General features: G+C 60.8%; 16 protein-coding genes. 5 read left to right on the top strand and 11 right to left on the bottom strand.

Going from position 1 to position 18155, the window contains the following annotated elements; all coding sequences use genetic code 11:
• Positions 1–92 precede the first annotated feature (92 nt).
• The 8 genes from OLZ32_RS35980 to OLZ32_RS36015 form a co-directional block, all read right to left on the bottom strand.
• Complete coding sequence (locus OLZ32_RS35980; RefSeq protein WP_264425130.1) at positions 93–905, bottom strand: ABC transporter ATP-binding protein; 813 nt, start codon at positions 903–905, stop codon at positions 93–95.
• On the bottom strand, positions 902–1891 hold the full coding sequence (locus OLZ32_RS35985) for an ABC transporter ATP-binding protein (RefSeq protein WP_264425131.1): 990 nt from the start codon (positions 1889–1891) through the stop codon (positions 902–904). Before OLZ32_RS35985 ends, OLZ32_RS35980 begins: the two co-directional genes overlap by 4 nt.
• Position 1892: 1 nt before the next feature.
• On the bottom strand, positions 1893–2750 hold the full coding sequence (locus tag OLZ32_RS35990; protein ID WP_003554066.1) for an ABC transporter permease: 858 nt from the start codon (positions 2748–2750) through the stop codon (positions 1893–1895).
• A gap of 3 nt (positions 2751–2753) precedes the next feature.
• Positions 2754–3758, bottom strand: a complete 1005-nt coding sequence (locus OLZ32_RS35995) for an ABC transporter permease (RefSeq protein ID WP_028741746.1) — start codon at positions 3756–3758, stop codon at positions 2754–2756.
• 113 nt (positions 3759–3871) lie between these two features.
• Complete coding sequence (locus tag OLZ32_RS36000; protein WP_264425135.1) at positions 3872–5776, bottom strand: ABC transporter substrate-binding protein; 1905 nt, start codon at positions 5774–5776, stop codon at positions 3872–3874.
• 313 nt (positions 5777–6089) lie between these two features.
• On the bottom strand, positions 6090–7598 hold the full coding sequence (arfA, locus tag OLZ32_RS36005) for an arabinosylfuranosidase ArfA (RefSeq protein ID WP_028741748.1): 1509 nt from the start codon (positions 7596–7598) through the stop codon (positions 6090–6092).
• A gap of 210 nt (positions 7599–7808) precedes the next feature.
• Positions 7809–8735 (bottom strand): ArsR/SmtB family transcription factor, encoded by a 927-nt coding sequence (locus OLZ32_RS36010; RefSeq protein ID WP_011655028.1) that lies wholly within the window; start codon positions 8733–8735, stop codon positions 7809–7811.
• 405 nt (positions 8736–9140) lie between these two features.
• Positions 9141–10430 (bottom strand): cytochrome-c peroxidase, encoded by a 1290-nt coding sequence (locus tag OLZ32_RS36015; RefSeq protein ID WP_264425139.1) that lies wholly within the window; start codon positions 10428–10430, stop codon positions 9141–9143.
• Positions 10431–10629: 199 nt separating this feature from the next.
• Between OLZ32_RS36015 and OLZ32_RS36020 the strand changes: the two genes are divergently transcribed.
• Complete coding sequence (locus tag OLZ32_RS36020; protein ID WP_264425141.1) at positions 10630–12174, top strand: acid phosphatase; 1545 nt, start codon at positions 10630–10632, stop codon at positions 12172–12174.
• 102 nt (positions 12175–12276) lie between these two features.
• Here the strand turns inward: OLZ32_RS36020 and OLZ32_RS36025 are convergent, their stop codons facing one another.
• The gene (locus tag OLZ32_RS36025; protein WP_264425142.1) at positions 12277–13035 is read right to left on the bottom strand and encodes an IclR family transcriptional regulator; all 759 of its coding nucleotides are present in this window, start codon (positions 13033–13035) and stop codon (positions 12277–12279) included.
• A 161-nt stretch (positions 13036–13196) separates the two neighbouring features.
• Here OLZ32_RS36025 and OLZ32_RS36030 point away from each other — a divergent pair, with 161 nt between their 5' ends.
• The 4 genes from OLZ32_RS36030 (at position 13197) to OLZ32_RS36045 (ending at position 16364) form a co-directional block, all read left to right on the top strand.
• Entirely contained in the window at positions 13197–13904 is a 708-nt protein-coding gene (locus OLZ32_RS36030; RefSeq protein WP_018497113.1) for a 3-oxoacid CoA-transferase subunit A, read from the top strand.
• Positions 13901–14590 (top strand): 3-oxoacid CoA-transferase subunit B, encoded by a 690-nt coding sequence (locus OLZ32_RS36035; RefSeq protein WP_264425146.1) that lies wholly within the window; start codon positions 13901–13903, stop codon positions 14588–14590. The genes OLZ32_RS36030 and OLZ32_RS36035 overlap by 4 nt, the downstream gene beginning before the upstream one ends.
• Positions 14591–14599: 9 nt before the next feature.
• Complete coding sequence (gene pcaF / locus OLZ32_RS36040) at positions 14600–15805, top strand: 3-oxoadipyl-CoA thiolase (RefSeq protein ID WP_264425149.1); 1206 nt, start codon at positions 14600–14602, stop codon at positions 15803–15805.
• A gap of 76 nt (positions 15806–15881) precedes the next feature.
• The gene (locus OLZ32_RS36045; protein WP_017992153.1) at positions 15882–16364 is read left to right on the top strand and encodes a GNAT family N-acetyltransferase; all 483 of its coding nucleotides are present in this window, start codon (positions 15882–15884) and stop codon (positions 16362–16364) included.
• Positions 16365–16560: 196 nt separating this feature from the next.
• Here OLZ32_RS36045 and OLZ32_RS36050 read toward each other — a convergent pair whose 3' ends face one another.
• Both OLZ32_RS36050 and OLZ32_RS36055 read right to left on the bottom strand, forming a co-directional pair.
• Complete coding sequence (locus OLZ32_RS36050; protein WP_264396796.1) at positions 16561–17601, bottom strand: DUF4365 domain-containing protein; 1041 nt, start codon at positions 17599–17601, stop codon at positions 16561–16563.
• 12 nt (positions 17602–17613) lie between these two features.
• Complete coding sequence (locus OLZ32_RS36055) at positions 17614–18147, bottom strand: NADH-quinone oxidoreductase subunit B family protein (RefSeq protein ID WP_017992151.1); 534 nt, start codon at positions 18145–18147, stop codon at positions 17614–17616.
• Positions 18148–18155 lie beyond the last annotated feature (8 nt).

Genomic DNA, 18155 nt, shown 5'->3' on the forward strand with positions numbered 1-18155 from the left:
AGCGAATGAGCCGCGTTTCTCTCGTCGCCCATCACGAAGAAATCGCGCCGAGTGACGGACGCGGTTTAATTGCCGCATCTTCCCCGCTGCGCTTACGTCGCCGCGCTAAAATCGGCCGCCAGCACCGCGTCCTTCAGCGCCTGCGAATACGGATGCCGCGGGTTGTCCAACACGGCCCGGGCCTGTCCGCGCTCGACGATTTCGCCTTTGCGCATGATGATGATGTTGTCGCTGATGTAATAGGCGGTGGCGAGGTCGTGGGTGATGTAGACGATCGAAAGACCGAGCTCGTTTTTCAGGCGGCCGAAGAGATTGACGATGGCCATGCGCAGCGATGCATCGACCATGGAGACCGGTTCATCGGCGACCAGCAGGCGGGGTTGCGGGATCAGCGCGCGGGCGATGGCGACTCGCTGAAGCTGGCCGCCCGAGAGTTCGTGGGGAAACCGGCCTTTCACTTCTTCAAGGGTCAGGCCGACATGGACGAGGGCTGCATCCGCCATCTTCTCCGCCTGCTCTCGGTCCGGCCGGTTTCCCGAGAACGAAAAATTGCGGGCGGTCTCGAAGAGATAACGGTCGACACGTTTCAGCGGGTTGAAGGCTTCGAAGGGGTTCTGCAGAACCGGCTGCACCTCCTTCATGAAAGCCTTGCGTTCGGATCTGCTATGGATGGCGACGGTCCTGCCGCTGAATTGAAGCTCGCCTTCCGTCGGTTCGGTCTGGCCGAGGATCATCGCCGCGATCGTCGATTTTCCCGAGCCGGATTCTCCAACGATCGAGAGGATCTCCGGCTCCGCTCCCAGTTCGAAGCTGACGTCCTTGACCGCCGTAATCAGCCGCCGGCCGAGCATGCCGCCCTGCCTATAGACTTTCGTAACATGCGAGAGGCTAAGAAGAGCGCTCAAACCTGATCTCCCGTAACGGCAAAACACGCCACGCGCCGCTGCGGCTCGACGGTGACGAGCGGCGGAGCCTTCTGCGAGCAGATCTCCATGCGCTTCGGACAGCGCGGGTGAAACCGGCAGCCTTCCGGCGGCATGGCGAGGTTGGGCGGCCGTCCCTCCAGCGAAGGGCGGGCCGTCGCATCGCCGATGCGCGGCAGGCTGCCGACGAGATGCTGCGTATAGGGATGGAGCGGTTTGTTGAAGAGCTTGGCGGTCGGCGCTTCCTCGACAAGACGCCCGGCATAGACGATGCCGATGCGGTCGGAGACCGTCGCGTGAACCCCCATGTCATGGGTGACGAACAGGAAGGACGAGCCCATCTCGCGCTGGATTTCGCGGATCATCGACAGCACGTCGCGCTGAACGATCACGTCGAGCGCGGTCGTCGGTTCGTCGGCGATGATGAATTCCGGCGTCAGGATGGTGGCCAGCGCAATGGTCATGCGCTGGCGCATGCCGCCGGAGAGTTCGTGGGGATAGGCATCGAGCAGATGCGGATCCAGCTTCAGCCGCTGCAGATGGGCGGCGACCCTTTCGAGAAAGACCGGGCCGCTGACCTTCATGTGGCGAAAGGCGAAATCGGTGAAGGAATGACGGATCCGGCGCACCGGATTGAGCACATTCATCGAGCCCTGCATGATATAGGACAGATGCTTCCAGCGCAGCGCCAACCGATCCTCCGGCTTCATCGCGTAAATATCCTGGGTGCCACCGTCGAAATGGAATGTCACTTTCCCGGACACGACCCTCAGCGGCGGCCGGATCGCGCCGGCGATGGTCTTGATCAAGGTCGTCTTGCCACTGCTCGATTCACCGGCGACGCCATAGACCTCGCCGCGGGCAATCGTCAGGCTGATATCGTCGACGGCACGCACCTCGCGATCGACGCCGTAGAGGAAGGCACGGTAATAGGCTTTCAGATTCTCAATTTCGACCAAAGGATCCATACTAACTTCCCATCCGGTTCAGCCGGCTGCGCGGATCATTGTATTCGTTCATCGACATGGACAGCAGGAAGAGCGCCAGGAAGAGGACGACGATGACGGCGACGGGGGCGGCCACCCACCACCATATGCCTGAGATCAGCGCCGAATGCGCATTGGCCCAATAGATCATCATGCCCATGGTCGGCGTCTCGATATCGGTGAAGCCCAGCACCGACAGGGTGATCTCCATGCCGATCGACCAGATCATGTTGTTCATAGTGGTGGCAAAGACGATCGGCAGAACATAGGGCAGGTGCTCCTCGACGAGGATCTTGCGCATGCTCATGCCGGAATAGACGCTCTGGGTGGTGAAGGATCTCGTCTTCAGGCTGATCGCCACCGAACGGATGAGGCGTGCATCATAGGACCAGCCGAGCGCGGCCATGATCAGGATCAGCGCCGTCCAGGTCATGCTGTCCTTCAGCACGAAGTAGAAAAGGATCAGCAGCGGAAATTGCGGGATGACCATGACGCTGTCGTTGATGGCCATCAGCACCCGGTCGACTGCGCCGCCGGCATAGCCGGCGACGAGGCCGACGACCAGCGAGATGATGCGTGAAATGAAGGCGACGCCGATGCCGAAAAACAGGGTGTTCCTAAGCGCGGTCGTCAGTTGCCAGAAAACGTCCTGGCCGCGCGACGTCGTGCCGAGCCAATATTCGCCATCGGGCGGCATATCGGGCGGCAGAAGATAGATGTCGGTCGCGCCGTAGGGCGAGAAATAGGACACCACTATCAATGCGACGATGACGGCAAAGAGCAGCAGGCCGCAGAGGAATTCCATATTCTGGCGCGCGAGGTCGCGGACGATCGTAAACATGCTCTATTCCACCTTGATGCGCGGGTCGATCAGCGGGCTCAGAATGTCGATGATGAAGACGGCGGCGGCAACGCCGACGATCGACAATGCGCTGAGGCCGAGCACCAGGCTGTAGTCGCCGGCATGCACCGCTTCGATCAGCAGGTTGCCGATGCCCGGATAGCCGAAGACGATTTCGGTGATGACCGTGCCGTTGAAGATCGCGCCGAGCGACATGGCAAGCCCGGTGAACTGCGGCACCATGGCATTGCGGGCGATATAGGAGCGCAGGATCTTCCGCTTCGGAACGCCGCCGAGCTCGGCGAAGACGACGTAATCCTCGGTGATGATGTTGGAAACGAGCGCGCGCATCCCGATCAGCCAGCTGCCCGCGCCGACCATGATCAGCGACAAGGCCGGAAGGATCGAGTGTTTCAGGATATCGAGGACCAGGGCGAAGGAGAGGTCCAGATTGGCGTTCATCTCGTAGCCGCCATTGATCGGCAGCACCGGCCAGAGATAGCCGAACACAATCAGAAGCACGAAGGCCAGGATGTAATAGGGAATGGGAAGCAGGGCGATGAAGACGAGGCTGACGGCCTTCAGCACCATGTCCTTGCGGTAATAGCCGGCGAGCGCGCCGATCGCATTGCCGAGCACGAAGGTGATCAGGGTCGACACCGTCATCAGCCCGATGGTCCAGGGCAGGGACCGCAGGATGATGGTGGAAACGGGCGTGGGAAAAGCCGATAGCGAGGGACCGAGATCACCGGTCGCAAGCCGCAGCCAGAAATTCAGGTATTGCTGCCAGATCGAGCCCTCCATGCCGTAAAGCTCGCGAAGCGACTGGCGCATCAGCTCGATCGCATTCGGATCGGACTGCCCCATCTGGGTGATGGCGCCTATGCTTTCTTCGACCGGATCGATCGGGGTCAGGTGGGTGACGAAGAATGTGATGGTCACGCCAAGAAATACGACAAGCAGAAACTGACCGAACCGCTTCAGCACAAAGATCAGATAGGACGTCATAGGGCGGTGGTTCCTCTCTGGTTCCCTTCAGCAAGTGGAAAGGATCGACGGACATGCCACATGCCCGTCGATTAGGGGGCCGGCGCGCAACACTCGCGCCGGCGTTGGGAGGATTATTTCGGTTGTGCCGGCTTCAGCTTGACCATCATCAGCCTGGAGTTGGCCCAATTCGGCACTGGATCGGTATAGGGATCAGCGATCGTCGGATAACCGGTCCAATAAGTCGTATCCATCGAGGTGAAGACGTTATACGACATCAGCGGGATCGTCGGCATTTCGCGGGCGACCAGCTTCAGATAATCCTTGCCGAGCTCGACGCCCTTCGGATCGTCGGCGCTGATGCCGCGGATGCTTTCGATGATCTTGTCGAGCTCCGGATTGCTCCAGCGCTGCCAGTTGCGCGGCGGCTGATTGTCACCCTTCTTGGCCACGAACTGCGAGTGCCAGCTGTCGAGGAAGAACGACAGGTCGGGATCGCCGCCCCAGGTTTCGACGCTCCAGGCAATCGCCACCTGGAAATCGCCGGGCTGGAGCGCCACCTGCCACAGTTTCGCGGCCGGCACGGCTTTGGCGTCGATACCGAAAGCGGCCCATTGCTGTGCGATCAGCGTTCCGGCCCGGGTGAAGACGGAGCGGGTGTCACCCTCGACCGTCATCCGGACTTTGAACGGCTGTCCATCAGGGGTCAGCCATTTGCCGCCGGATTTCTTGAAGCCTGCCTTCTCCAGCAGTTCGCCGGCAGCCTTCGGATCCGGTTTCCACCAGCCATAGCCGAAGGCACCGCTGATCGCCTCCGGATCGGTCGGGATCTGGTCCTTGAACTTCGGCTGCTTGCGCAGGATATCGGCGATCTGTTGCCCGACCGTCGGGTCATAAGGCTTGATCTTGCTCTTGCCGGTATCGATCTCGAAATTCTTCAGCCAATCCTGCATCGGCGCCTGATAGTCCTTCATCGTGGCCGCCGTCGGTGGCACGCCGAGCGCCGAAAGCGTCGCTGCCCCGCGATAGCTCGCCATATCAACCGCCTTGATGTCGATCAGCAGCGCAAGCGCCCAGCGTACATCGGCGTTGTCGAAGGGCGGATTCTGGGTGTTGAAGATCACGGCCGGAAGCGTCGGGTCCGGATGGGCGAAGGGAAAACCCGGGAACCAGGTCTCGATCGTCTTGGATTTTTCCTTCAGCGTGAACATGCCCTCGGGCGTGTTGTCGTGGATGATATCGAGATTATGCTCGAGCTGAGCGATGGTGCGTTTATCCGGCGGGCCGGGATCGGCATAGGTGACATATTTCGGAGCCGGCTCGCCGAAGCGGGCAAGCGATGTCCGCTGCCAGTCGTCGCGCTTCTCCCAGGTATACCACTTGCCCTGGGGGTCGAAGGACTTGAGCTTGTAGGCGCCGAGCGAAACGGGATTGGCGAAATCATAACGAAGCGGATCTTCGACTTTCTCGAAGACATGCTTGGGCATGATCCAGGCGCCGTTCCAGCGAACGGTGAAGATGGCGTGGAAGCGCGAATTGGGCTTCTTCAGCTTGAACACGACAGTCGAGGGGTCGGTCGCCTCGACACTTGCCACCTGCACCGAGAAGGCAGCACTCCAGACCATGCCGGGGTGATCCATCTGCGTCTTGACGGTGTAGACCACGTCGTCTGCCGTGAACTCCACGCCGTCGCTCCAGAAGAGCCCCTTGCGCAGTTTCACGGTCATCTCGGTGAAGTCGGCATTATATTGCGGCTTGTCGGCAGCCAGCGAATTGTCCCAGGTCGCGCCGCCAAGCCCTTGTTCGGGGTCGATATACCAGAGCGTATCCATGGTCAGCTGCTGCAGGCCGGTCGAAACGCCGCCGCCGCCATTGACCCAGATATTGAACCAGCCGGGATTTTTGATCGTCCCTTCCGGATTTTCGACGATGAGCGTCTCCTTGCGCGGCAAGGAGGTGTAGTCATCGGCCTTGGCCGTCGCTGTCAAGCCGAGTGCGGCCAACGCGACGCCAAATGCGAGCCTCTTCCACTGTTGCATGAACTCCTCCCTAGAAAGCGACGATACGGCGGCCGCAAAGGCACGCATGGGCACGTCGCGGTTGTCGGTTCGCAGAGGCGTCAGGACTTGAACAGTCGGGTCCAGGACCTCAGTGAACCATCTCTCCGGCTCCCTGCCTCCTCGCAGCGAGCCGAATATCTCAGAGCATGATGCCGAAAAGTGTCAGCGGTTTTCGGACGACATCATGCTCTAACTCTTTAATTTAGAACAGGATTCAGATTTTAGGCCGCCCCGGCCTAAAATCATCCTGTTCTAGCCGGGGGCGCCCCAATGGGCTACCCGGCGGTAGCTGTCACACCGACAGCCGGATGACGTTGTAGGAGAACGGTTTCAGCGCCGCCCGCAGCCGTCCATCCTCGATCTTTCCACTCTCGACATTGACGGGGGCGACCGTCTTCGGCCGCGCAGCCGTGTTGACGGCTTCCAGATCACCGTGGGTCATTTCCACCTGCTCGACCACCCGGGCATTTGCGAAGCCTTCCAGCCGCACATCGAGATCGAGCGCCGTGCTCGGATGGCGGTTGACGGCAAAGAAGGTCAAGGTCTTGCCGTCCTCGGAATGGACTGCCGATACGTCGAGATAGGGGACGTCGTTCTCCTCGTCGCTGTCATAGGTCGGGCCATCGACGACCAGCTGCAGCGCCGTTCCACGGCCATATCTGGAGGCGTAATAGAACGGGTAATAGATGGTCTGGCGCCAGGCAGCGCCGCCGTCCTCGGTCATGATCGGGGCGATGACGTTGACGAGCTGCGCGATGCAGGCGATGCGCACCCGGTCGGAGCGACGGATGAAGGTATTCAAGATGCCGCCGACCTGCAGCACGTCCTCGAAATTATAGATGTCTTCCAAGAGATGCGGCGCATCCGGCCATTCGTCGCGCGCCAGGATCTCCTTGTCCTGCTGGTTGGAATGATACCAGACATTCCATTCGTCGAAGGAAATGCCGATCGTCTTCTTCGAGCGTTTTTTCGCCTTGATGTAGTCGATCACGCCGCCGATCGTGGTGATGTAGCGGTCGAGCTTCGTCGCGCGGGCGAGATAGTTGAGCGTGTTTTTCTCGCGGTTGGCAAAATACATATGCAGCGAGATATGGTCGGCGCTGTCATAGCACTGCTCGAGGACCTGGGCCTCCCATTCGGGGTAGGTCTTCATGTCGGAATTGGACGAGCCGCAGACCACGAGTTCAAGCGACTTGTCGAAGCCGCGCATGGCCTTCGCCGTCTCATCCGCCAGCCGGCCATATTCATAGGCCGACTTGTGGCCGACCTGCCAGGGACCATCCATCTCGTTGCCGAGGCACCACAATTTGACGTCGTGCGGATTGGACCAGCCGTGTTTGCGGCGCAGATCCGACCAGTAGGTGCCGCCTGGATGATTGCAATATTCGAGGAAATTGCGGGCGGCATCCAGGCCGCGTGATCCGAGATTGACGGCGAGCATCGGCTTGGTATTCGCCTTCTTGCACCAGTCGACGAATTCATTGACGCCAATCTGGTTGGCTTCGCGGGTGCGCCAGGCAAGGTCGAGGCGAACCGGGCGCTCGGCACGCGGGCCAACGCCGTCTTCCCAATTATAGGCCGAGACGAAGTTGCCGCCGGGATAGCGGCAGTATGGGGTGTCGAGCTCACGGACGAGATCAAGGACATCCTGGCGAAATCCGTCCTCGTCGGCCGTCGGGTGTCCGGGCTCATAAATGCCCCCGTAGATCGCCCTGCCGAGATGCTCGAGAAATGAACTGTAGAGCCTGGAATCAATGGTCGCGATGCGGAAATCGCGGTGAACCACAACGTTCGTCTTCAACGGATCCTCCCGTTTATATATCAAATATTTTGTTTTCTTGCCTCTAACTTGATATCAGGAATGTTGTTCTGTCAACCAAGTTGCGGCTTTAATCATACTAATATGGATTTCAGAGAAAATTGTTTTATTTCAGTTGTTTCTGCGATTTTGACGACGACGGAAACTGGAAAGAATCGTGATATTTAAATCAAGATATCCGATTTTGATTTTTCAGACATGCAGCCGCATGATGATATCGCGTCCGTGATTTCCGAAGCCGCGGCCGAAAATATTGACGCCACCGGTATGGCCGGCATTTTCTGCGATGCCGACACGGAGCCGGATGGAGGAATGCTGGGCAAGGGCAAGATCGCTGAGCGTGACATTCGAGGCGGCGATACCGTCGATGAAGGTTCCGCGCGTGGAGATGCGCCAGGTCTTCATCATCCCATATTGCGAGCCCTCGAGCTTCCACCATGCCGGCGTGAAAGCGCCGCGCTTGTCGCCATAGTCGCCGGGAGACGTCCAGGTTCCGATCGCCATTCCATTGACCCAGAGGGTTATGTCAGACGGCCAGTCCGGATTGGTGCCCGGCACTTCCGACGACAGCTCCAGCGAAAACTCGATGGCACGGATATCCTTGTTCAACACCTTGGCATTGTTTGGGAATTTATATTCCACATATCCCCTGCCGAACCAGACGAGCCCGGCCTGCATGCGCTGCGGATCGAGAAAATAGTCGGGGACATCGAGAGGACCGATGACGCTCTCGGTGGAGCAAAGACCACATGGCGCATGGACGTCACAACTGGTGTAGAGCCCGACCGGCATCTCGACTTCGATGATATTGTTGGCCCTTTGGGCCGCACTTTCCTCAAAGCTGATCAGAATTTCGCTATAGATTGCCGAGCAGATCTTCTGGTTTCCCTTGCGGGCCTTCGTCAGCTGGGAATCGACAAGCCGGGCATCTTCCAAGATCTGAATCCCGGTGGCGACAGTCGATTGAGGCAGAGAAAGGGCACGCGCGATATCGTTGATATTCATCGGCCCTTTGGCGCAGAGCAGCTTGAGCATCTCGAGCCGCGCCGGCGCCGAAAGCGCGCGTATCGCATCATTATTCTCGCCGGCGGCAATCGTCAAAAACGAGCGTTCCATCATTCCCCCACCATTTCCGATGAAATGATGTATATCGGATATTATGATACATCAAGTGGGAATGCTTCGCCGGTTTGTAGGATAGCGGCCCCGGTTTCAACCGGCCATGAATGAACGTGAAGTCCTTCCGACTTCCGATATGACAGTGGTATCGGGATCGTTACGCGTCAAAGTCCGGCGCGTCTCGGATCGGCTGGCGGGGTGGAACTGCGAGCTCAATTCCCCCGATCGATCGCAAGCGGGCGCGAATGGCATCGGCGAGATTCCGGATCGTCATGCTGGCCATCGCTACCTCCATTCGTCAATGACGCATATGAAACACCGATTGCATATTCTCAAGCAATGACCGAGATGCGTTTCCGTCCTCAGCCTGGCAGGTCCACAACAAGAGTGGTCCGCCGGCCCGGGTCAATGCCCGGTCGCATCGGATTGCAGGTCGGCATCGGTCAGTGTTCCGAGGAAAGCGACGATGTCGTCGATTTCGGGATCGGTGAGGGCGGGCGCATCGCCCGGCTTCCTGCCGAAGGGCGGGTCCTGGTTGAGATTGTCCCAATAGGCCTGCGGCAGGTCGTCATATCTACGGACCGTGCCGTCTGAGTTTTTCGGATACCAGCGGCCGGGATCGCTGTCGCGCGTCGCGTAGAAGGAGACGACGTCGCGCAGCGAGTGGAAATAGCCATTGTGGAAGAAGCTCTTCTTCAGCGAGACATTGCGCAGCGTCGGGGTGCGGAACAGGCCGCAATATTCGCTGCGTCCGGCAAAGTCGGTACGCTGCGGGCCGCAAAGACCGAGATCATGATAGTTGGGATCACTGTTGGCCGGGATCGCCATGTTGCGCGGTGCGGCAAGCCCGAGGAAGCCGAAATCGGAAAATTGCGGCGGCTCGCCGTCATTGGCGGGTTCGCTTAAGTGACAGCTCGAACAGTTGCCCTTGGCCGGATCCTCGAACAGTTGTCGTCCGTGCAGCTCCTGCGCCGTCAGAGTCGTCTTGCCGGCGAGAAAGGCGTCGTAGCGGCTGGAATAGGGATAGAAATCCGGGCCGCTCTGTTCGAAGGTGGCGAGCGCCTCGGCGGCGGCATCGAAGGCATCTTGCGGATTGTCGAACACCGTCTCGCCGAAGGCTGCCTTGATGTCGCCGGCATAGGCCGCCGTCTGCAGCTTCGCCACCACTGCGGCCGCATCCTTGTTGCCCATCTCGAAAGGCGAGAGCAGCGGGATCTTCGCCTGATCGGCGCCGTGATCGACCCGGCCGTCCCAGGTCAGGCCACCCGTCGGGCCATTGTCGACGCTTTCGTCCCCCTCGTCTTCGGAATCGTAGTAGTGTTCGGTGAAAGCAGGTACTGCCTGCAGATAGCGCAGCGTTGGAACCGCGCGCAGGCCCGGTTGGTCGCCATGTTCGCCGCCCATTTCGACCGGCATGGCCGATGCCGGGCTGAAGGCGTGAGCTGGATCATGGCAGGACGCGCAGGCATGGAGCCCCGAGGCCGACAGCGAGGGATCTGAGAATATCTTGCGGCCGAGCGCGGTGAGCGTTTCGGCCCAGGCAAAGGCCTCAGCGCGCGACATCGGACCGGGATGAACGCCGGAGGCGGTCGCCGCGCTGCTTTGCCGCAGGGGAAGAATGGCAAGACAGAGCGCTACGGCACCCATGCTCACCGCCAGGCCGGACGGCACAAGCCAGATGGTCTTGATCGTCATCATAAGGATTCCAATAGCTTAAGGCTGGTTTCCTCCATGATCGAACCTCGTTGCAACAAATTGATGACGGCTATTCCCTGCGGCATCACGGCAACCCCTGATGTCACAAAGTTGATAGACGGCCGGAATAGCGTCCGAACGCCCCCCGAGCGTTCTTCGCTCCCTCTAGCCAACGCCCCCTAGCCATGAGGTACTCCCCGTGAAAAGACTGAAACTCCTCCATTCCATCTGTCTCGCCGGATCGGCCATCGTGCCGTTTGCCATGGCGACGGCAGCCCATGCGGCGCCCGCCGGTTACGACAAGATCGACAATGTCGTCGTCATCTATGCCGAAAACCGCAGCTTCGATAATCTCTACGGCAGCTTTCCCGGCGCCGACGGGCTCTCCAACGCGACCGCCGATCGCGCCCGCCAGCTTGACCGCGACGGCCAGCCGCTGTCCGAACTGCCGCCAGCCTGGGGCGGCCTCACCGCCAAGGGTGTCTCGCCTGCCGTCACCGAGGCGCAGTCGGCCCATCTTGCCAACGCCGCCTTCGCGATCGACGACCCGAAGGGTTTCGCAGAGGCGCCTTCGGTCATCACTCGCGACCTCTGGCACCGCTTCTACCAGGAGCAGATGCAGATCGACGGCGGCAAGAACGACAAGTTCGTCGCCTGGGCCGATTCCGGCAGCCTAGTCATGGGCCATTACGATGGCTCCATCCTGCCGATGTGGCAGGTCGCCAAGAAATACGTCATTGCCGACAATTTCTTCCAGGGCGCCTTCGGCGGTTCGTTCCTCAACCATTTCGCGCTGGTCTGCGCCTGTGCACCCTATTATCCGGATGCCGACAAGAGCCCCGCCAAGCCGACCATCGCCAAGGTGGATGCGGACGGCACGTCGCTGACGGTCGCGGAAAACGCCTCGAAGTCGGCGCTGGAGGGCGCACCGAAATTCGTCTCCGACGGCAACCTGACGCCTGACTTCTACGCCGTCAACACCATGCAGCCGCCCTACCAGCCGAGCGCTAATCCGCCGGCCAAGAACGGCGATCCGGCCTATGCCGATCCTGCCGCCGCAACGACGCTGCCGCCGCAACATGAAATCACCATCGGCGATCTCATGTCGCTGAAGGGCGTCAGCTGGGCCTGGTATAGCGGCGCCTGGCAGGCAGTCCTTGACGGCAAGAATGCCACCCCGGTGCCGAACTTCCAGTTCCACCACCAGCCGTTCAACTATTTCGCCAATTTCGCGCCCGGCACCCCGGCGCGTGCCGAGCATCTGAAAGATGGTGGCCTTGGCGGCGAAGCCTTCCTCAAAGATATCGACGACGGCAAGCTGCCGGCGGTTTCCTTCTACAAGCCGCAGGGCAACCTCAACGAACATGGCGGTTATGCCGATGTTTCGAGCGGCGACCAGCATCTTGCCGATATCGTCTCCCACCTCGAGAAGAGCCCGCAATGGGGCCATATGCTCGTCATCGTCACCTATGACGAAAATGGCGGCTTCTGGGATCATGTCGCGCCGCCGAAGGCTGATCGCTGGGGCCCGGGCAACCGCATTCCGGCCTTCATCATCTCGCCCTTCGCCAAGGGCGGCATGGTCGATCATACCCAGTACGACACGACCTCGATCATCCGCTTCATCACCGCGCGCTACGATCTGCCGGTGCTGCCGGGGATCATCGCCCGCGACAAGGCGCTGCGCAATAACGACCGGCCGCCGATGGGTGACCTGACAGCCGCGCTCGACCTGTCGCATTGACCGATTACGAGCGGCCCCGGCGCTGACCGGGGCAGCTCCATCTCTTATTTTACGCATTCCGGACGCAAAACCGCTGCGCACTTTTGCTGGAACTGCTTACCATCACCGCCGCAGCAGCGGCCGCAGCGCCGCCTGCGTTTCCTTCAGCAGCGGCAGATAGCGTTCCTTCATCTCCGCCGCTGGCACGAGGGCGGCCGGCGCGCCGATATTGATCGCCGCGACCGTTTCGCCGCGGTCGTTATCGACCGGCACGGCAATGGAGCAGAGGCCGATCTCCAGCTCCTGATCGATGATGGCGTAACCCTCGGCGCGGACCCGGCGGAATTCGGTGATGAGGTCCTCGGGGTCGGTCTTGGTATTCGCAGTGTTTTGCTTCAGCTCGCTGCGGGCGAGGATGGCGCGTACCTCGCTCTCTGGAAGGCCTGCGAGCAGCACGCGGCCCATCGAGGCGCAGTAGGCGGGCAGGCGGCTGCCGGGGGTGAGGTTGATCGACATGACGCGGCGCTGCGAGGCGCGGGCGATATAGACGATGTCGGTGCCGTCGAGCACCGAGGCCGAGGCACTCTGGCCGGCCTTCTCCGAAAGATGATCGAGGTGCGGCTGCAGCAGCGCCGGCAGCGGCGTTGCCGAGAGATAGGCATGGCCTAGGCGCAGGATCTTTGGCGTCAGCGTGAAGAACTTGCCGTCATAATCGGCATAACCGAGTTCGGCGAGCGTCAGCAGTGAGCGGCGCACGGTGGCGCGGTCAAGCTCCGTCAGCTTCGAGGCTTCGGCGATGGAAAGCCGCTGCCGGGTTTCGCCGAAAGCTTCGATGACCTTCAGGCCGCGGGCAAAGCCGCTGACGAAATCCGTTTCGCGCATGGGTCTGGTCTCCAATGAGATTCATTCCAATATGTGCGGTATACGAACAAATGTCAAATAGCGCACAAAATGAATTGCCGGCTGACCCGCCGCGCTTTATGTCTACGGCAGAGGACGGGATGGAGAGTTCCCGGCCGCATCTAGCCAAGGAGAGGTCTCGCATGGACAAGACAGTCGGGAGCACGGCGGAAGCCGTCTCTGAGATCGGGGATGGCGCGACCGTCATGATCGGTGGTTTTGGTGGCTCGGGCGCGCCGATCGAGCTCATTCATGCCTTGATCGACAAGGGCTCAAAGAACCTCACCGTGATCAACAACAATGCCGGCAACGGGCGCATCGGTATCGCTGCGATGATCGATGCCGGCATGGTCAGAAAGATGATCTGCTCTTTCCCGCGTTCGTCGGATCCGCGCGCCTTCACCGATAAATATCTGGCCGGCGAAATCGAGCTCGAGCTGGTGCCGCAGGGAACGCTTGCCGAGCGCATCCGCGCCGGAGGCGCCGGCATCCCGGCGTTTTATACGCCGACGGCCTACGGCACCGAACTTGCCAACGGCAAGGTCATCGCCGAATTCGACGGCCGCCATTACGTGCAGGAGCGCTGGCTGAAGGCCGACTTCGCGATCGTCAAGGCTGCGATCGGCGATATCCAGGGCAATCTCACCTACAACAAGGCCGGCCGCAACTTCAATCCGCTGATGTGCATGGCGGCGGCGAAAACCATCGTCCAGGTCTCATCCATCGTGCCGGCCGGCGGCATCGATCCCGAGCAGGTGGTGACGCCAGGCATCTTCGTCGACCGCGTCGTCACTGTTCCCAATCCCCAGCAGGAAGAAGAGCTCATTCGAGCCGGAGTGGCCTACGTATGACCATCGACACCCGCGAAGACATCAAGCTTTCCAATGCACAGATCGCCTGGCGCGCCGCGCAGGACATCGCCGACGGCGCCTATGTGAACCTCGGCATCGGCTTTCCCGAAATGGTGGCCCGTTATCAGCCGCCCGGCCGTCAGGCGATTTTTCACACCGAAAACGGCATCCTGAACTTCGGCGAGCCGCCGGCGGCAGGCGAGGAGGACTGGGATCTGATCAACGCCGGCAAGAAAGCGGTGACGCTGAAGCCGGGTGCTGCCTTCTTCCATCACGCCGACAGCTTCGCCATGGTGCGCGGCGGCCATCTCGACGTCGCGATCCTCGGCGCCTATCAGGTTGCCCAGAGTGGTGATCTCGCCAATTGGCGGGTGGGCAGCAAGGGTGTGCCGGCCGTAGGCGGCGCCATGGACCTGGTGCACGGCGCCAAACAGGTCTGCGTCATCACCGAGCACGTCACCAAGACAGGCGAGCCGAAGCTGGTGGAGGCATGCACCTTCCCGCTGACCGGCGTTGCCTGCATCACCCGCGTCTATACGAGCCATGCCGTCATCGACATCGTCAAGGGACGCTTCGTCCTGCGCGAGATGCTGGCCGCGATGTCGCAGGAGGAATTGCAGGCCATGACCGGCGCGCCGCTGCATGTCGAGGGCCTGGTTGCCGACCTCGTCGTGCCCAAACTCTGAGGAAAAGTAATGACCGAAGCCTTTATCTGCGACTATATCAGAACGCCGATCGGCCGCTTTGCCGGCTCGCTCTCCCAGGTGCGCGCCGACGACCTCGGCGCAATCCCGCTGAAGGCGCTGATGCAACGAAATGCCGCCGTCGATTGGGAAGCCGTCGACGACGTGATCTTCGGCTGCGCCAACCAGGCGGGCGAGGATAACCGCAATGTCGCGCGCATGTCGGCCCTGCTGGCCGGCCTGCCGATCGCCGTACCCGGCACGACGATCAACCGGCTCTGCGGCTCCGGCATGGATGCGGTGATCACGGCCGCGCGCGCCATCCGCTCCGGCGAGGCCGAGCTGATGGTCGCCGGCGGCGTCGAGAGCATGTCGCGCGCGCCTTTCGTCATGCCGAAGGCCGAGACCGCCTTTTCACGGGCGGCCGAAATCCATGACACGACAATCGGCTGGCGTTTCGTCAACCCGCTGATGAAAAAGCAATACGGCGTCGATTCCATGCCGGAGACCGGCGAGAATGTCGCCGAGGACTATCATGTCAGCCGCGAAGACCAGGATGCCTTCGCGGTGCGAAGCCAGGTGAAGGCGGCAGCGGCCCAGGCAAACGGACGGTTGGCGAAGGAGATCACCCCGGTGACCATCCCGCAGCGCAAGGGCGATGCTGTAATCGTCGACAAGGACGAGCATCCGCGCGCGACGACGATCGAAACGCTGGCGAAACTCGCCACACCTTTCAAAAAGGAAGGCGGCACGGTGACGGCCGGCAACGCCTCCGGCGTCAATGACGGGGCGGCCGCACTGATCGTCGCTTCCGAAGCGGCGGCGCGAAAATACGGCCTGACGCCGATCGCCCGCATCCTCGGCGGCGCGGCTGCCGCGGTTCCGCCAAGGGTGATGGGCGTCGGGCCGATCCCGGCCTCGCGCAAGCTGATGGCACGGCTCGGTATGACTCAGGAGCAGTTCGACGTGATCGAACTCAACGAAGCCTTTGCCAGCCAGGGGCTGGCGGTGCTGCGCGCGCTCGGGATTGCCGATGATGACGCGCGCGTAAACCGCAATGGCGGCGCGATCGCGCTCGGCCATCCGCTTGGCATGTCGGGCGCACGCATTACCGGCACGGCGGCACTCGAGCTTCTGGAGATCGGCGGACAATATTCGCTGTCGACCATGTGCATCGGTGTCGGGCAGGGGATTGCGATAGCGCTTGAAAGGGTTTGAGGCCGGGACGCTTCCGGCTTTTGCCGGAGGCTGCCGACCCGTTGCGCGGCGTGTCCGGTTTCGTTAGAGATCGAGCATGCTGATCCGACCCGCAGACAAGAACGATCAAGGCGCGATCTGGAGGATCATCGGTCCGACGATCCGCGCCGGCCAAACCTATGCGCTCGATCGCGATCTGAGCGAAGCCGATGCGCTGGCCTATTGGATGGGGCCGGACCGCGAGACCTTCGTCGCCGAAGAGGATGGCGTGATCCTCGGCACATATTACATCAAGGCCAATCAGGCAGGCGGCGGCCGGCATGTCTGCAATTGCGGCTACATGACCGATTCTGCGGCAAGCGGCCGTGGCGTCGCCCGGCTGATGCATGAGCATTCCCTGGAGCATGCCCGCTTGCGGGGCTTTCGGGCGATGCAGTTCAATTTCGTCGTCAGCAGCAATGAGCGTGCGGTGGGGCTGTGGCAATCTCTCGGCTTCGATATCGTCGGCCGGCTTCCTGGCGTCTTCCTTCATCCGACGCAAGGTTACGTCGACGCATTGGTGATGTTTCGCACGCTTTAGCTGTTTGATCCCGGACCCTGCGCGACCGGATGATCTGCACGGCCGATGAAAACAATCACGCACTTCCAAAAATGCTGCTGCGGAGGAAAAGAGTGGCATACGAAAAGCTGATTCCCAAAGCGGCAGGTTCACGTCGTGTAGACAGCGTTGTGCCTGCCGCCTCTTTGACCCCAAATCCGCGATTTGCACGGTATCGTCATTCGTCCTGATTGCGATGCCCGCGAGAAACACCCCGGCTCCGCCAGAACGCCTCTTCTTCTTGCGCCGTAACATAACCCTCGGATTCCGGCGCGCACGGCTCCTCCTCATCGGGGTAGCCCGCCACCAGAAAGTCTTCGGCCTCGAGATAGGCCTCTGCTTCAGGTCGAAGTTCGACCTCGAGAACGTGCACGGCAACCTCTTCGGAATATTCCTTGATCGGCTCGGCGTAAGAGTAGGTTGCCCAAGGGAAGAGCCTGGTCATGACGTCATGCAGATTGTCTGCCCGAAGAAGATAGTCGATCCGAATATCCGGCTCGTCCCTCCCGTCTTCGCCGATATAGATCTGCAGGTTGGAAAAGATCGCTGTCGTGTCGCCCCACTCGTCCCACACGAAAAAAGTTGTTTGATCCTGAACTTCCTCCATGAGCTCTCGATCAAGGGCAAAGGCAGAGCGCATCAGCGACTCCTGATCGGAGGCAACGGCCTCGTCGAAACAGAACTTGGCGTTAGCATCCAACACGTTGGCTGCCGGAACAACCATCTCCCACCCCGACTCCGTTTCCGCGCAGTTCCCCTTGTCGGCTCTCTGCCATCGCATTATCCCGCTGCGGGCATCGGCGATGACGATACAGACAGGCAACAAGTGTTTCGCCCAGTAATCGAGATGGCTGCGCTCGCCGCGATGGATGTAATCGCCACCGGCTTCCACCCATGATGGTATCGATCTGATTTGAAGAGGCAGGAACTTTCCGGTTGGCCGCCCGCTATCAAGAATCTCGGCCCGTGCATCGATGCCGACCTTCGAAACCGGCAGCCTGCGAAAAGACCACTTGAAATCCCGGACAAACACCTTCTCGACGGCATCGATTGCCATGCGCATAGCGGGATCCGCCGGTTGACCGCCCAGCGCAATGTCATGCCGCCGGCGCGGCGGTATTGGTGGCACGATCCGGTGCCAAATGGTTGCAAGTAGCCTTGGCGCTGCCGCGGCCAGCGTGGTGATTGCAATGATCCCAGCCTGTAGAAGTCGAACCATCGAAACTGCCCGTCACGAAACGCGGCCCTCCCTGTTCACATCTTCAAGCAGCGCGAGCAGACCCTTGAGGATATCCATTGGTGAAGGAGGACATCCTGGAATATGCAGATCGACGGGCACGACCTTCGAAACCCCGCCGAGGACGGCATAGCTGCCCGCGAAGCAGCCTCCATCGCGACCACAGTCGCCGAGGGCAACGACCCATTTGGGGTCGGGCGTGGCAATGTAGGTCCGTTCGAGTGCCTGCACCATGTTCCTGGTCACCGGGCCTGTAACCAGCAGCACATCGGCATGCCGCGGCGAGGCGACGAAACGAAGCCCGAAGCGCTCGATGTCATAGAAAGCATTGCTGAGGGCGTGCATTTCCAGCTCGCAGCCGTTGCAGGACCCGGCATCGACGGCTCGGATCGACAGGCTGCGTCCAAGCCGTAGGCGCGCGCTCCTTTCGATGGCGGCGGCGAGCTCTGTCATCGCAGCGTCGGAAACCGGCGGTCTCAGTTCCGTCAGTGGCGGCCGGATGAGACTTTCGAAGAGGAGCTTGCGCATGATGGGTT

Source organism: Rhizobium acaciae (assembly GCF_025941625.1).
GTDB classification, from domain to species: domain Bacteria; phylum Pseudomonadota; class Alphaproteobacteria; order Rhizobiales; family Rhizobiaceae; genus Rhizobium; species Rhizobium acaciae.